This window comes from Kushneria halocnemicola, assembly GCF_965650455.1.
In the GTDB taxonomy this organism is placed as follows: domain Bacteria; phylum Pseudomonadota; class Gammaproteobacteria; order Pseudomonadales; family Halomonadaceae; genus Kushneria.
The window spans coordinates 1719779-1734065 of the sequence record NZ_OZ287968.1 but is presented as its reverse complement, the minus strand read 5'-3'; the positions used below and the strand labels follow the sequence as shown (position 1 = coordinate 1734065).

Below are 14287 nucleotides of genomic sequence, written 5' to 3'. Positions count from 1 at the left end.
GGGCGTGATGCGTCCAGCACCTGCTTGATCGCTTTTTCAGGGCATCATGTTGGGTAGCATGCGCTGGTAGAGATCAAACAAAATCCACAGCGTCCCGCCGCACAGAATGACCAGAATCAGCACGGTGAAAAGAATCAGCAGCAGGTCCTCACGCTTGTTGCTGGCAAGCGTGATGTGCATGAAAAAGCGCAGGTGTACGACGACCTGCACCAGTGCGCAGAGGCCGATCGTGATCCACACCGTCAGACGCTCGACATCGGTGAAGGCGACCAGTCCAAAGGGGATCAGCGTCAGTACCAGTGCCAGGCCAAACCCCCACAGATAGCTGCGCTGCTCGCTTTGGCACTCGCGGGTCTGGCGCTCGTTGAGTTGGCGCGCGCTCATGACAGCCCCCCGAGATAGACCAGTGAAAAGATGCCGATCCAGACGATATCCAGAAAGTGCCAGAGAATCGCCAGGCGCAGAAGACCGGTTTTTACCGGCGCGTCCAGACCGTGAACGGCCATCTGACCCAGCAGCGCCACCAGCCAGAGACAGGCGCCGGTCACGTGCAGGCCGTGCAGCGGCACCAGCGAGAAAAACGCCGACAGATAGCCGCTGCGCGAGGGCACGCCGCCCTTGTCGAACATGGTATGAAAATCCTTGAGCTCGAACAGCAAAAACGCGATGCCCAGCGCCAGGGTGACCAGAAGCCACAGTACCAGCCGCATCCGGTCTTCGCGGTATTTGAGCGCCAAAGAGGCCATGCCGAAGGTAAAGCTGCTGGCCAGCAGGATCATGGTCTGAATAAAGGCGCTTTGTATCTCGAAAAGATCCTTTGGCCCGGGGCCACCGGCCGTGCCACCCAGCATGGTGATGTAAGTGGCGAACAAAAGGCCGAAGATGATCAGATCACTCATCATGAACACCCAGAAACCGAACACCATCTCCTCGCGGGTGTCCTCTTCCTGAGTGTGGCCCGGCCCCAGGTTGAGGCCCGGATGGCGACGATTGCTTTCAGGGGTGTGCGTCGTGGTCGAGTTCATTGTACGGCGCCCTCGATGGGTGGCACGGGCACGCCATGATTGGCAGTGGACTGCTCGTGTGAGCGTTTGATGGGCGTGGTTTGCCTGACCTGCGAAAGCCAGTGCTCGTGGGTGCGCTGCACCTCACAGGCCGGGATGGTGCGTCTGGTATGACGTACAAAACCGCGGGCGATCACGGCGACGATTGTCAAAAGCCCTGCGCCAATCACCAGCCACCACATATGCCAGACCAGGCCAAACGCCATGGCAAGGCTGGTGGCGGCGATGACCGCGCCCAGGGCGCTGTTGGCCGGCATCTCGATATCGTCATACCGGTTTGGCGCCTGCCAGCCCTGGCCGCGGTCCTTTTCGGTCATGAAGGCATCCAGGCTGTAGATCTCGGGGATGACCGGGAAGTTGTATTCCGGCGGCGGGGCGGCGGTGGACCACTCCAGCGTCCGGCCATCCCAGGGGTCGCCGGCGAAGACGTTGTTGGCGTGACGGTCGCGAATGCTCACCCACAGCTGGATCAAAAGGCACAACAGCGCGCACAGAATCACCAGGGCGCCGATGAAGGCAGTAATCATCCAGGGCAGGTACTGTGGCTCGAAATACGCCACCGAGCGACGCGGCATGCCCATCATGCCCAGTACGTAGAGCGGAAAGAAGGCGAGCATGAAGCCGATAATCCAGCAAAAGGCCGCCCGATAGCCCCAGCGCTCTTCCAGTCGAAAGCCGGTGGCCTTGGGAAACCAGAAGTTGGTGGCGCTGAGCATGCCGAACAACAGCCCCGGGATCAGCATGTTGTGAAAGTGCGCCACCAGAAACAGCGAGTTGTGTACCTGATAGTCCACGCTGGGCGTGGCGAGAATGATGCCGGTCATGCCGCCAAGGACAAACAGCATGATAAAGCCGATGGCATAGACCATGGGCACCGACAACCGGATGCGCCCGCGATACATGGTCAGCATCCAGTCATAGACCTTAACGCCGGTAGGAATGCCGATCAGCATGGTGGCAATGCCGAAGGCGGCGTTGATGTGCGCGCTCTGACCCATGGTGAAAAAGTGATGCAGCCAGACGGTAAACGAGAGCACCGCAATGCACAGGGTCGCAATCACCAGAATTTTATAGCCGTAGATGCGCTTGCCGGAGAAGGTGGCAAAGACTTCGGAGAAGATGCCAAAGGGCGGCAGGATCAGGATGTAGACCTCGGGGTGGCCAAACGCCCAGAACAGGTTGACGTAGTTCATCATGTTGCCGCCCAGATCGGTGGTGAACATGTGAAAGTCAAGATAGCGATCCAGCGCCAGAAGGCCGGTGGCCACGGTCAGCGGCGGCATGCCAAAGATCATCAGAATCGCGGTGCAAAGCGCCGTCCAGGTAAACAGCGGCATGCGAAAAAGCGTCATGCCCGGGGCGCGCTTTTTAAAGATGGTCACGGCGAAGTTGATGCCGGTCAGGGTCGAGGACAGGGTCGACAGCGTCACCGCCCAGATCCAGTAGTCCACCCCGGCACCGGGGTTATAGGAAAGCTCGGTAAAGGGCGGATAGCCGGTCCAGCCGCCGATCGAGAAGGGCGCCAGTACCAGCGAGATCATCACCAGCGCCGCACCCGCCGCGGTCAGGCCCAGACTGACCTGGTTGAGCACCGGAAAGGAGAGATCCCGCGCACCGATCTGCAGCGGCATTACATAGTTGATGATGCCGGTGAGAAACGGCATCGCCATGAAAAAGACCATGATGGTGCCGTGGGTGGTAAAAAGCTGCCCGAAGTGTTCGGCGGTCAAAAAGCCGCTGTCGAGCCCGACTGCCTGCTGGGCGCGCATGAACACGGCCTCGATGATGGCGCGGGCCAGCATGGCCAGCGCAATCACAATGAACATGATGCCGATCTTTTTGTGATCGGGGCTGGTAAACCACTCGGACCACAGGTACTTCCATTTGCCCAGCCAGGTGACCAGTACAACGGCCGCCAGTGCGCCGATCACGACCATGCCGGCGGCGCCGGTGGCGATGACACCGTTGATCAGCGTCATGGGAGAGTGGTCGTCCAGCATGGGCCAGAAGGGCAGCGCGTCCCAGTCAAGGCGACCGAATATCATGTGGGTTGCATCGCTCATGGCTGCGCCTCCTTGCGCTCATGAGAGGGCGATTTCGGATCAAGGGAAGAGGATGTCTCATCCGGCGGTGTCGGGGGCACGCTGGTACGAGTGGCACTGAGCTGCGGCGGCGGGACGTCAAGCGCCGACCAGTCGATGGGCGAGCCGTTCATGATGATGTGAAAAAGCCCCTGCGGCACCGGTGAAAAGCGAATGACCGCGTCGGTGTCGCGGGTGTCGAGCCCGAGCTCGCGTGCCACATCGCGATTGTCTCCCTTTTGCGCGATGATCTCGTAGGCGCTCTGATCCAGCGCTCGACCCTGCTGGCGGGTGCGCCGGACAAAGTCATCAAAGGCCTTGTCATCGACGGCGCGGGTGATAAAGCGCTGGCGGTGGAAGCCCTCGCCGTTGTACTGCATGTTCTTGCCTTCAAAGCGGCCCGGGTGATCCGCCTTCAGATGCAGCCGGGTCACCATGCGGTTCATGACGTCGATCTGACTGCCCAGCGCTGGAATGAAAAACGACTGCAATACCGTACCCGAAGTCAGCTCAAAGGAGATTGGGCGGTCCACCGGGATGACCAGCTGGCCCATCGTGGCAATCCCCTGTTCGGGATAGATGAAAAGCCATTTCCAGTCGTAGCCCACCACCTGGATTTCAAGCGGCGGCCGGTCACCGGCAATGGGGCGGTAGGGGTCAAGCTCGTGGGTCTGGCGCCAGACATACACGCTCAAAACGACCACCACCAGCACCGGTACCGCCCACATGATGATGTCCAGCCAGCGCGACATGTACCATTTCGGGCGATAAACGGCGTGACCGCGGTAGCGATAGCGCCACAGGATCAGCGGTGTCTGTATGATGACCGGGATGACCACGATCATGACCAGTGCGATGACCACCCAGAAGTGGTGCCGCTGCGCCTCGGCAATCGGGCCCTGCGGGTTCATGAAGCCGGGCATGCCGGTATCGCAGCCTGACAGCAGGGCCAGCGACACGGGCAGCGCGTAGCGTTTGACCGAGCGGTGCGGCTGTTTTCCTTGTCCTGACACGGACATATCTCCTCGATCCTTGATGCGAGATAGTTCGGTATACCTCGACGGCGCCCTGATTCGGGGCATCACTATAGACGGGCTTTGTCACTTAATCATTACTGAAGGTTACGAACGGGGCATTTTTTGTGCCCGCTCGCTGCGTCTCAATATCAGGGAAGGAAGTGGATCAAATGATCGATGAAGAGGCTTGCAAGCATCTCGAGCGCTGTGTGGCACTGGCGCGCGAGGCCCTCAGGGCCGGCGACGACCCCTTCGGCAGTGTGCTGGTCGATGGCAGTGGCCGGGTGGTCAAGGAGGCGCGCAATCGGGTGGTGACGGGGGATGCCACCGAACATCCGGAACTTGTACTGGCACGCTGGGCGGCCGCTCACATGACACCCGAGGCGCGCGCCGAGGCCACGGTCTATACCTCCGGTGAACACTGTCCGATGTGTGCCGCCGCCCATGCCTGGGCGGGGCTGGGGCGTATCGTGTTTATCAGCTCGTCAGCCCAGCTGGGCAAGTGGCTTGCGCAGTTTGGTGCGCCGGCCGCGCCCGTGCAGATGCTGTCGATCGGCGAGATCGCCCCCGGGGTCGTCGTTGAAGGGCCGGTGCCCGCACTGGTGGCGGCCGTGCGGGCGCTGCATGAGCGGCGCCATCGTGGGACGCATCGCAAAATCCTGCCGGCCTCCGGGTCGTTCGAGCGCTAGCTTTATTTGTCGAGAAGCTGTGCTTTCAGCTTGTCGGGCACCTTTTTGATGATCAGCCGATCCTGGGCTTCGTTGTATTCGATGCTGTCGCCCAGCAGGTGCGAGTCAAAGCTGATCGACATGCCGCCGGCGCGGCCGGTAAAGCGGCGAAACTGCTGCAGGGTGCGCTTGTCCGGCGGGATCTCCGGGGAGAGGTCGTAATCCTTGTTGCGGATGTAGTCGTAAAAGGCGTCCGGGCGTTCGTCATCTACCAGACTGGAGAATTCCTCGAGCGTGATCGACTCGCCGTTTTTTGACTGGTCGCTGGCATAGTCGATGACCGCGTCGGTCTTCTCGCGGCTTTGCGTTTCGTCCATCGACTCGCTTTCCACAAAGTCGCTGAAGGCCTTGAGCAGGGTGCGGGTTTCGCTGGTCGAGTCCACGCCCTCCACACAGCCCAGCAGCGCCTGAAAATCCTCGCTGAGCTTTTTGCCGCCGCGGTCGCGGGTAAAGGCGATGTATTGCTTTGACTGACCGGCCTGCCACTGGGTCAGGTCGATGCGCACCGCCAGTGTCATCTGGCTCAGATTGAGCAGGCGAGCCGTGGTGACGTTGAGCTGCTCGTCAATCGTAAAGCCTTCGCGATAGTGCAAAAGCGCCACGGTCAGAAATTCGGCCTCGCCCTGACGGGCATGGACAAACAGCAGCGGCCCGCCGGTGGGAAGGTGCTCATCGATCAGCGCGCGAAAGCCCTCACCACTTTGCCGGGTAAAGTCGACAAAGTCCCGGTTGCCGGCCAGATAGTCGCTCAGCGCGTGGGCAAAGGTGCTTTGTGCTTCGCCATCGTTGAAATGGCCCCAGCCTCGCGTCTTGCCGTTGAAGGTCGCATTGAAATGGTTGAGCAGGCTCTCCATCGCCGCTGATTCGGCCATGGGGGCGCTTGAGGCGCTGAGTGTCGCGTTCTGGTCGTCGGCGGACTTGTCGAGGTGATGGACGATGCTTTGAAGAATCGGCATGACAATGATCCGGCAGAAAATGTGGCGCGATGATAACGCGACAAGGGCCTCAGGGGCAGTATGACGCCTTGTGTGCCATGCCCCGGGAGCGACATGATGGGGCCATGACGCACTTTGATATTCGTCGCTATCGACGAGAGGATTTCCACGCTCTTGCCGCGCTGTATTTCAGCGCCAAGGGCGATGAGTTTCGCTTCGAGCCGAACGGGTTCGAACGGTTTCCGGTTATACCGTTACCTTTTGATGAGTCACGTTTGAAGGCTTTTAGTGATTGCGAGGCGCTGTTAATGATCGGTGACGCGGAGCCTGTCGGCGTTATCTACTGGCGGGAAAGCCATATCGTGGGTCTGCTGGTGGATCCTGCCGTGCGCGGCAAGGGGGTCGGGCGGGCATTGATGACGGCGGCACTCGCTCAAATGGGGGAGAGCGTCACACTGGCGGTGGTGGCTTCCAATGTACCAGTGATCAGGTTGTATCAATCCCTGCGCTTTCATGGCGTGGGCCGGCGTCAGGGGTATTATCAGGGGGTAGCGGTCACGCTGCTGGAGATGGCGCGTGGCCCGATCGGTTGACATCAGGGCTGGATCAGATTTTCGTCTTGCACCCCGGTCACAGGCGCAGGGTTACATCGATGCCGAGGACCTGGCGCCGGCATGGTGGGCCATATCGCCCTGGGTCTGACTGTGCATCAGCGCGGAATGATCTTCGGAAGGCGATGGGTTACCGGCGAAGACCATGCCATAGATCAAGAGGATGGCGGTTGTTATCGCAAGACATTTGTCAGTCAACATCATGGTGGTGAATCTCCTAGTCCAAAATCACGTCGTCAGCCCTGACCAGGCTGACGCCTTATCGTGACCGTTTAATGACAAGGACGATCAGAAGAGAAAAGCGCCTTTATAGGGGTATTTTTCGGACACGCCGGCTGAAACGTCATTTCTGGTCTATAACTCAACGGTAGCGTTACCTTATTTAATGTCACCGTAAGCTTTTGAAGCGGTGCCTCGTTCAAGGCAAGGAGGCCAGTCATGTCACGTTTTTCACGCTTTACCCGTACCAGTGCCCTGGTGCTGGCGGCTGTACTGGGCGCCACCACGCTGTCGGCCTGTACTACCACCAGCCCCTCCGATCGCCAGAGCCAGGTGGCCAAGCGCGCCGAGCTTGATCAGAGCGTGCAGGAAACGCTCGACCGGCTGTATCGCACGGCGCCTCAGGCCCGCAGTCTGGTGCAGCAGGCGCAGGGAGTGCTGGTGTTCCCGGGTGTGCTCGGCGCAAGCTTTGTGTTCGGCGCCAGCCACGGCGACGGGCAGCTTTTGATTGATGGGTCTGATGCCGGTTACTACACCACCACCAGTGGCTCGGTCGGTTTCCAGGCGGGCGCGCAGTCCCAGGCGATCGTTTATCTTCTGATGAGCGAGGGTGCACTCAATCGTGTGCGCAGCGATAACGGCTGGTCGATTGGTGCCAATGCAGGGGTTGCCGTGGCCGATGTCGGTGCTAACGGTCAGATCACCAACAACACTGCCAATCAGGAAGTTGTTGCCTTTGTCATGAACAATCAGGGCATTCAGGGTGGGGTGTCACTTGAAGGGGCGAAAATTTCCAAGGTCGGCCGTTAACGCCGGGCATCCAGCGATAGCTTCTGCCATTTGAAAATGAAAAAACCCACCGATCGGTGGGTTTTTTCGTGAGTGCCGGCGCGCGTCAGGCGCTCTCGGGCAGCTCGGCGTTGTGATAGATGTTTTGTACATCGTCCAGGTCGTTGAGCATGCCCAGAAACTTCTCGAGATGGGCGACGTCTTCCCCTTCGACCGGGGTGGTGGTCTGTGGCACGAACTGGATCTCGTCGGTGTCGAAATCGAGTTCGCCGAAGGTGTCCAGAAGCGCCTGCTTGGCCTTGGCATATTCGGTGTGCGGGGCAAAGACCGTGAGGCGACCGTCCTCGTTTTCGATGTCGCTGACGTCAACATCGGCTTCCATCAGCGCCTCGAGGGTGGCGTCTTCATCCTCGCCCTTGAAGGCAAGAATGGCGCTGTGATCGAACATGTGGCTGACGCTGCCGGGCGTGCCGATCTTTGATTTCGTCTTGGTAAAGACGCCGCGCACATCGCCGAAGGTGCGGTTGGGGTTGTCGGTCAGACACTCCACGATCACCATGCAGTTGCCGGGGCCAAAGCCTTCATAGCGTGCCGGCGAGAAATCCTCACCGCCTGCGCCATTGGCCTTGTCGAGCGCCTTGTCGATGACGTGTGAGGGCACCTGATCCTTCTTGGCCCGCTCGATCAGACCACGCAGGGTCAGATTGCCGGACGGGTCGGTACCGCCTGACTTGGCGCAGACATAGATTTCACGCCCATACTTGCTGTAGACCTTGGTCTTGGCGTCGGCCGTTTTGGCCATGGATTCCTTGCGGTTCTGGAAAGCCCTGCCCATATCGAATTCCGTTCCTTGATTACCATTATGAAGCCGATTTTACGTTAACGGCGCCGGAAGCGAACAGCGTTATTTGAAACGACCCGCGTCGGGTCGTGAACGCACCCGACTCACGGATATTGCGCATCGGCTCTGTTATGCTGCGCGCCCTGCACATAATGCCTTGCATGACGGGCAGTCCATTTACTACAGCCTACAAGGATTTGTCCTCATGTCGAACGATGCCTCGGAGGCCGTGACCGATTTCGCGGCGCTGGATCTGCCGCCGACACTGGCAGAGAATCTGGCAACGCTTGGCTATCACACCATGACGCCCATTCAGGCCGAAAGCCTGCCGTTGATGCTGGCCGGTCGGGACGTGATCGGTCGCGGGCGTACCGGCTCTGGCAAGACCGCCGCTTTCGGGCTGGGCCTTCTGGCGCGTCTGGACGTCAAGCGCTTTTGCGTCCAGACGCTGGTGCTGTGCCCGACGCGCGAGCTGGCCGATCAGGTTGGCGAGGAGATCCGGCGTCTGGCCCGCGGCCTTCACAACGTCAAGGTGCTGACCCTGTGTGGCGGCGTGCCGGTCGGACCCCAGCGAGAGTCACTGGCCCACGGCGCGCATATCATCGTGGGCACGCCCGGGCGGGTGGAGGATCATCTGCGCCGTGGCTCGCTGAGCCTTGACGCTTTGACCGTGCTGGTGCTCGATGAAGCCGATCGCATGCTCGACATGGGCTTTCAGGACGCCCTCGATGCCATTATCGAGGTCACCCCCCGTCGTCGTCAGACGCTGCTGTTCAGCGCCACCTGGAGCGAGTCGCTGGCGCCGGTCGCCGCCCGGGTGATGCAGGACCCGACGACCGTCGAGGTGGATACCGATCACGATGAGCACAGCATTCGTCAGCACTTTTACGCCGTCGACAACGATACGGCGCGCCTTGAGGCGCTGAGACGATTGCTGCTCAAGTATCGCCCGACCTCCAGCGTGGTGTTTTGTAATACCCGGCGCGAGGTGCAGTCGGTCAGCGATGCCCTCAACGATCACGGTTTTGATGCCGCAGCGCTTCACGGTGACATGGAGCAGCGCGACCGCGACCGAACGCTGATTCTTTTGGCCAACGGCAGCATCTCGATTCTGGTCGCCACCGATGTGGCCGCCCGCGGGCTTGATGTCGAAGCGCTGGATGCGGTGTTCAACTATCAATTGGCCCACGACGTGGAAACGCATGTCCACCGGGTCGGGCGCACCGGGCGGGCCGGCGGGCAGGGCACGGCTCATAGTCTGGTCGGTGAGCGCGAACGCGCGCGGCTCTCGCTTCATGAAACGCAGCAGGATGGCCCGGTAACGCTTGAGGCGCTGCCGGATGCGAGCGTGCTGACGCGCTCGCCCTTCAAGCCGGCGATGGCGACGCTTGTGATCGATGCCGGCAAAAAGCAAAAGATTCGCCCGGGCGATATCGTCGGGGCCCTGACCGGGGAGGCCGGTATCGACGCCTCACAGGTGGGCAAAATCAGGGTGCTGGATCGAAATGCCTGGGTGGCGGTACACCGTGATGTGGCGGATGCCGCACTACTGCACCTGAATAACGGACGCCTCAAGGGGCGCAGCTTCCGGGCACGGCGCGTGTCGCGCTGATCCTCCGATATCAGGTACGGATCATGTACGTTGCGTGTCGATAGGGTCATCATGACCGCTATATTGGACTTGTCATGACAGGAGCGAGCAAAGAGGTCGCATGAAAATTCCCAAACGATTGCAGCCACTGGTAGATGATGGGCTGATCGATGACATCGTGTTTCAGCTTCAAAGCGGCAAGGAAGCTCAGGTCTACGTGGTGCGCTGTGGCAGTGAGCTGCGCTGTGCCAAGATCTTCAAGGAAGCCAGCAAGCGCAGTTTCAAGCAGGCTGTTCAGTATCAGGAGGGGCGCCAGGTCCGCAACAGCCGCCGGGCCCGTGCCATGTCCAAAAAGACCCGCTACGGCCAGCGCGAACAGGAATCGGCCTGGCTCAACGCCGAGGTCGAGGCGCTGTACCGACTGTCTGACGCCGGCGTACGCGTGCCCGAGCCGCACGGTTTTGTCGACGGCGTACTGCTCATGGAGATGATCGTTGATGACGAAGGCGATCCCGCCCCGCGTCTTGATGACATCAAGCTCAGTGAAGAACAGGCGATCGAGTACCATCACCGCATTGTGACGGATGTGGCGCGCATGCTGTGCGCCGGGCTGGTCCATGGCGACCTGTCGGAGTTCAATGTGCTGGTGGGACGTGAAGGCCCGGTCATCATCGATCTACCTCAGGCCGTTGACGCTGCCGGCAACAACAATGCGCCGCGCATGCTGCTGCGTGATGTCGACAACATGCGTCGCAGCTTCGGGCGCTACGCGCCGTCGCTTTTGAATACCGACTATGGCCTTGAGATCTGGTCACTCTATGAAGCCGGTGAACTCCATCCCGACCATCCGCTGACCGGCATTTTCGACCGTGACAGTGCCAGCGTGGATGTCAGCGACCTGCTCGAGGTCATCGAGGACGTGCGCGAGGAAGAGCAGGAGCGTCGACGTCGCGAGCAGGAGCAGGACGAGGAGGACCGGGACATCAGTCAGTAAGGGGCCCGAGTGGCGCGATCTGCGCCGTTTTCGAGTGTAAAAGCTCGGTCATGGCGCGCTCGCTGATCGGACGGCTGAAGTAGTACCCCTGCAGGCAGTGCGCACCGAGGTCGCACATGATGTGTGCGACCTCGGCCGTTTCGATACCCTCGGCGGTGACATCAAGACCGCAGGCCTGGGCAATCTGGATGATGGCCCGCACGATCGTGATATCCCGCCCGGAATGCGCCTCGGCAAGCTTGAGCACAAAGCTCTTGTCGATCTTGAGAATGTCCAGCGGCATCCACTGCAGGTAGCTCAGCGCACTGTAGCCGGTACCGAAGTCATCCAGCGCCAGTCGTACGCCCATCGCTCTCAGTCGGGCCAGACGGTCGAGTACTGCCTTTTCGGCGCTGATGTAAAGGCTTTCCGTGATTTCCAGAATCAGACAGCTCGCCGGCAGGCCGCTGTCTTTCAGTGCATCGACGACATGATTGACGAAGGCCTCTTCACGCAGCTGTATCGGTGAGACGTTGATCGAGATGCTTTCAAAGGTGTGCTGTTCAAGACGCCAGCGTGCGGCCGTGTGGATGACGTCATGCAGCATCTGTCGGCCCACTTCGCGGATGAGCCCCTGTTCTTCCAGCAGAGGAATGAATTCGGCAGGGCCGGGCGCATCGGCGGCCTGCCAGCGCAGCAGCGCCTCCGCACCCACGATCCGGTAGTCACTCGAGACAATGGGCTGAAAGAACGCCACGAATTCCTGACGGGTAACGGCCTGGCGCACGCGCAGGGCGAGCTGTTTGCGTCGCTCGAGCTGCTCGGCAATCTCGGCGTCAAAGCGGCGCAGACTGGTACCGCCGTGTTCGCGAGCATGGCTCAGGGCGGTGTCAGCGGCGTAGAACAGGGCGTGCCCATCGCTGGCATCGTCGGGGTAAACGGCAAGGCCGGCGCTGAAGGCCGGATCGATACGGTAGTGATCGAGTATCAAAGGCTGGGTGAGATCGGCCAGCAGCGCCTCGACAAGGGTGTCGGCATGACGGACATCGATCAGGGGCAGCAGCAGCACGAACTCATCGCTGCCCAGGCGCGCCACGCTGCGACTCAGCGGCTCACTTTCAAGACGTCGGGCAATCTCGAACAGGTAACGATCGGCAATCTCGTGGCCGTGCTCCTCGTTGATCTCTCCAAACCCGGACAGATCGATATATAAAAGCGCCAGCGGTCGCGTGTCGATGGTGATGGTTTCAAGGTCACGAAAGAACGCGGCCCGGTTCAGGGCGCCGGTGAGCACGTCACGCCAGGCCATGCGCTCGATGGCCTGGCGATCGCGTTCACTCTTGTAGACATGGGCCAGCTCGCGCACCAGTGCCAGTATCATCTCCTGGCTGAAGGCCGGGTCGTCATCCTCGAGATAGGAAAAAAGCTCCATCGCGCCCATGCACTGCTCGCCGATGCCGATACCGCAGAGAAACCGCCGTGGCATGTTTTCCGGCCAGCGCTTCTCGGCAGTGATGCGCTCATCGGCCATGAACTCAAGCGGGCTGGCCTGTTCCAGCCACATCCGGGCCGAGGCGGTCAGGCTGTCGCCGGGGCGGGTCAGCGGGTTTTCACCTTCACACAGGGCAGACACGCGCACCGGTGGCGTGATGTTGTCAAAGGGCTTGTAGACGACGCGACAGTAGCGCCAGACCGTGTGCTTCAAAAGCGCCTTCAGGGCCTCCTGAGTGGCCTGGCGCAGGCGCATGCTGCCGTGCGTCTGGGTGGCAACCTGCGAGATGGCCTGAAGCTTTAACTGCTCGCGATAAAGGCGGCGCGTGCTGGTTTCGGCAACGTGCTCGGCATCATGACGAGCCTTGCGTTCACGCGCGAGCTGCCTTTGCAGGCGCTCGATGGTGTCGGGAAGATTTTCCGAGAGCGGTTTTTTCATCGGATCGTGATACGAAAAAGGCAGTGATCATCACCGCGGTGGCGACACTGGATATGGTCGATTTCGATGGATTCGTCAAAGTAGTCACCACAGCCCTGCATCAGCCCGTGAGCAAGGCTGCAGATGCCGCGCGCCGATCGATACTCCATCACCATGGTGTTGTCGGAGACCTCATGATAATGAAAGACCGGGACGATGGCATCGGGGTGATATCTGACCACCTCGGGGTGAATGACATTATTGAGCGCCTTGAGCGTGGCAAATGTCGTGTTGAAGCGCTCGAGCATGCCCGGGTAGAAGCCGCCAAGACGCGGCAGCATTTCGCGGCCCAGCCAGTGAAGACACTCCCGTGGTGTCATGCCCGTGCGGTGACTGGCAGCGCTTACCAGCGACAACATGTCATGGTCGTCATAGTTGCCAAGCGATGAATAGGCGCCGCTGACGCGGGCATCGTCGAGTATCTCTTCCCAGAGCTGTTCATCGAAGCGACTGACCACAATGTCGTTAAACATGTTGAAGATGATGCCCTTCATGCCCTGATCCCTTTCGTGGTCGTCACGTCCGTTCGTGCGCTGTCTGTTCTACCATATCGGCCGGACGGTGGTGGGCTGAAGCCTGACCATGGTCGAGGCGCCGTGACCGATGCCATGAGTACAGAGTATTTCATCGCGTCAATACATCGATGGTTGCGCATGAACCGGTCTGCTTTATTAAGGTATATTTCAACATTGCCGGCAAGAGAAGCCTTTCCTGGGGCCTGGGGTCATGACCCATCGTGTGGCCATCGCTGGCCGCAGGGCTGTCTCCAACCCGAAATGGCCGCACGGGTGGTTTTATGCGTCTACCCGCATATAGTGGGAGACAAGGTCACACCGCTTACGATTTCCGAAAAGGTCGTACATGTTCAGTCATCCGATCACCGAGACGCTGTCCCTGTCGCTGTTCCACCCGCATATGGCGCCCGAACTCTATCGGCTGGTGGACGACAACCGGCGCTTTCTGAGCCAGTGGCTGGGCTGGGTGGCCCAGACGAACTCACCGGCCGATAGTGCCGCCTTCATTCGTCAGGCGCTGCACGATTACGCCGACGGCAGGCGTCTGGTATGCGGTCTCCACTATCATCAGGGGCGTCCCCGGCTGGTGGGGACAGTGAGTTTCAACGAGATCGTGCCGGCGACCGGCCGGGCCAGCCTGGGCTACTGGCAGGGGGAGCGCTGGCAGGGGTTTGGGCTGATGACGCTGGCCTGTCAGGCGATGATCCGGCTGGCGTTTGAGCAGTACGGCCTTGAAAAGGTGCAGATCGCGGCAGCAACAGGCAACACCCGAAGCCGGGCCGTCTGCGAGCGTCTGGGCGCCACACTTGAAGGTGTGATCACGCGCGCCGAAAACGTCAACGGTGTCGTGCATGACCACGCCGTTTATGGTTTATGCCGTGAAATAACCACATCGCCGATCGAGACAGGGCATTGATGGGCAGCGCCCGGTCTCGATGGCGGGTAGCGCCGCGGC

At 60.4% G+C, this 14287-nt stretch carries 14 protein-coding genes; 6 read left to right on the top strand and 8 right to left on the bottom strand.

The annotated features are described in order from the left end of the window. Window positions 1-36: 36 nt before the first annotated feature. From cyoD to ACS92L_RS07985, 4 genes are read right to left on the bottom strand one after another with little or no spacing between them, the layout of a single operon-like run. Window positions 37-384 (bottom strand): cytochrome o ubiquinol oxidase subunit IV, encoded by a 348-nt coding sequence (gene cyoD, locus ACS92L_RS08000; protein ID WP_438768302.1) that lies wholly within the window; start codon window positions 382-384, stop codon window positions 37-39. Beyond that, window positions 381-1025 (bottom strand): cytochrome c oxidase subunit 3, encoded by a 645-nt coding sequence (locus tag ACS92L_RS07995; RefSeq protein ID WP_438768300.1) that lies wholly within the window; start codon window positions 1023-1025, stop codon window positions 381-383. Before ACS92L_RS07995 ends, cyoD begins: the two co-directional genes overlap by 4 nt. Beyond that, on the bottom strand, window positions 1022-3127 hold the full coding sequence (locus tag ACS92L_RS07990; protein WP_438768298.1) for a cbb3-type cytochrome c oxidase subunit I: 2106 nt from the start codon (window positions 3125-3127) through the stop codon (window positions 1022-1024). The genes ACS92L_RS07995 and ACS92L_RS07990 overlap by 4 nt, the downstream gene beginning before the upstream one ends. Beyond that, on the bottom strand, window positions 3124-4158 hold the full coding sequence (locus ACS92L_RS07985; protein WP_438768297.1) for a cytochrome ubiquinol oxidase subunit II: 1035 nt from the start codon (window positions 4156-4158) through the stop codon (window positions 3124-3126). The genes ACS92L_RS07990 and ACS92L_RS07985 overlap by 4 nt, the downstream gene beginning before the upstream one ends. A gap of 173 nt (window positions 4159-4331) precedes the next feature. Between ACS92L_RS07985 and ACS92L_RS07980 the strand changes: the two genes are divergently transcribed. Beyond that, entirely contained in the window at window positions 4332-4850 is a 519-nt protein-coding gene (locus tag ACS92L_RS07980; RefSeq protein ID WP_438768296.1) for a nucleoside deaminase, read from the top strand. 2 nt (window positions 4851-4852) lie between these two features. Here ACS92L_RS07980 and yejK read toward each other — a convergent pair whose 3' ends face one another. Beyond that, window positions 4853-5845, bottom strand: coding sequence for a nucleoid-associated protein YejK (yejK, locus tag ACS92L_RS07975; protein WP_438768294.1), 993 nt, complete (start codon window positions 5843-5845; stop codon window positions 4853-4855). A gap of 104 nt (window positions 5846-5949) precedes the next feature. Here yejK and ACS92L_RS07970 point away from each other — a divergent pair, with 104 nt between their 5' ends. Beyond that, window positions 5950-6417 carry a GNAT family N-acetyltransferase gene (locus ACS92L_RS07970; protein ID WP_438768292.1) on the top strand — a complete coding sequence of 156 codons (468 nt, stop codon included), beginning with the start codon at window positions 5950-5952 and terminating at the stop codon, window positions 6415-6417. A gap of 456 nt (window positions 6418-6873) precedes the next feature. Then, window positions 6874-7464 (top strand): BPSL1445 family SYLF domain-containing lipoprotein, encoded by a 591-nt coding sequence (locus tag ACS92L_RS07965; RefSeq protein WP_438768291.1) that lies wholly within the window; start codon window positions 6874-6876, stop codon window positions 7462-7464. A gap of 85 nt (window positions 7465-7549) precedes the next feature. Here the strand turns inward: ACS92L_RS07965 and ACS92L_RS07960 are convergent, their stop codons facing one another. Continuing rightward, on the bottom strand, window positions 7550-8278 hold the full coding sequence (locus ACS92L_RS07960; RefSeq protein WP_438768289.1) for a YebC/PmpR family DNA-binding transcriptional regulator: 729 nt from the start codon (window positions 8276-8278) through the stop codon (window positions 7550-7552). A 211-nt stretch (window positions 8279-8489) separates the two neighbouring features. Between ACS92L_RS07960 and dbpA the strand changes: the two genes are divergently transcribed. Both dbpA and ACS92L_RS07950 read left to right on the top strand, forming a co-directional pair. Continuing rightward, a complete protein-coding gene (gene dbpA, locus ACS92L_RS07955) occupies window positions 8490-9896 on the top strand; it encodes an ATP-dependent RNA helicase DbpA (protein WP_438768288.1) in 1407 nt (468 codons plus the stop codon). A 100-nt stretch (window positions 9897-9996) separates the two neighbouring features. Then, window positions 9997-10869: a PA4780 family RIO1-like protein kinase gene (locus ACS92L_RS07950; RefSeq protein ID WP_438768287.1), complete on the top strand. Its 873-nt coding sequence runs from the start codon at window positions 9997-9999 to the stop codon at window positions 10867-10869. Here the strand turns inward: ACS92L_RS07950 and ACS92L_RS07945 are convergent. Further along, window positions 10859-12778 (bottom strand): putative bifunctional diguanylate cyclase/phosphodiesterase, encoded by a 1920-nt coding sequence (locus ACS92L_RS07945; protein ID WP_438768286.1) that lies wholly within the window; start codon window positions 12776-12778, stop codon window positions 10859-10861. The two genes, ACS92L_RS07950 and ACS92L_RS07945, sit on opposite strands and share 11 nt — an antisense overlap. Next, complete coding sequence (locus tag ACS92L_RS07940; RefSeq protein ID WP_438768285.1) at window positions 12775-13311, bottom strand: heme NO-binding domain-containing protein; 537 nt, start codon at window positions 13309-13311, stop codon at window positions 12775-12777. Before ACS92L_RS07940 ends, ACS92L_RS07945 begins: the two co-directional genes overlap by 4 nt. Before the next feature lie 367 nt (window positions 13312-13678). Between ACS92L_RS07940 and ACS92L_RS07935 the strand changes: the two genes are divergently transcribed. Then, entirely contained in the window at window positions 13679-14248 is a 570-nt protein-coding gene (locus tag ACS92L_RS07935; protein WP_438768283.1) for a GNAT family N-acetyltransferase, read from the top strand. The last annotated feature ends 39 nt before the right edge of the window (window positions 14249-14287 follow it).

Coding starts and splice junctions, on each gene's coding strand:
- ACS92L_RS07940 (WP_438768285.1), bottom strand. CDS start 13,311: ATGAAGGGCATCATCTTCAACATGTTTAACGACATTGTGGTCAGTCGC.
- ACS92L_RS07950 (WP_438768287.1), top strand. CDS start 9,997: ATGAAAATTCCCAAACGATTGCAGCCACTGGTAGATGATGGGCTGATC.
- ACS92L_RS07945 (WP_438768286.1), bottom strand. CDS start 12,778: ATGAAAAAACCGCTCTCGGAAAATCTTCCCGACACCATCGAGCGCCTG.
- cyoD (WP_438768302.1), bottom strand. CDS start 384: ATGAGCGCGCGCCAACTCAACGAGCGCCAGACCCGCGAGTGCCAAAGC.
- ACS92L_RS07970 (WP_438768292.1), top strand. CDS start 5,950: ATGACGCACTTTGATATTCGTCGCTATCGACGAGAGGATTTCCACGCT.
- ACS92L_RS07960 (WP_438768289.1), bottom strand. CDS start 8,278: ATGGGCAGGGCTTTCCAGAACCGCAAGGAATCCATGGCCAAAACGGCC.
- ACS92L_RS07995 (WP_438768300.1), bottom strand. CDS start 1,025: ATGAACTCGACCACGACGCACACCCCTGAAAGCAATCGTCGCCATCCG.
- ACS92L_RS07935 (WP_438768283.1), top strand. CDS start 13,679: ATGTTCAGTCATCCGATCACCGAGACGCTGTCCCTGTCGCTGTTCCAC.
- ACS92L_RS07965 (WP_438768291.1), top strand. CDS start 6,874: ATGTCACGTTTTTCACGCTTTACCCGTACCAGTGCCCTGGTGCTGGCG.
- yejK (WP_438768294.1), bottom strand. CDS start 5,845: ATGCCGATTCTTCAAAGCATCGTCCATCACCTCGACAAGTCCGCCGAC.
- dbpA (WP_438768288.1), top strand. CDS start 8,490: ATGTCGAACGATGCCTCGGAGGCCGTGACCGATTTCGCGGCGCTGGAT.
- ACS92L_RS07990 (WP_438768298.1), bottom strand. CDS start 3,127: ATGAGCGATGCAACCCACATGATATTCGGTCGCCTTGACTGGGACGCG.
- ACS92L_RS07980 (WP_438768296.1), top strand. CDS start 4,332: ATGATCGATGAAGAGGCTTGCAAGCATCTCGAGCGCTGTGTGGCACTG.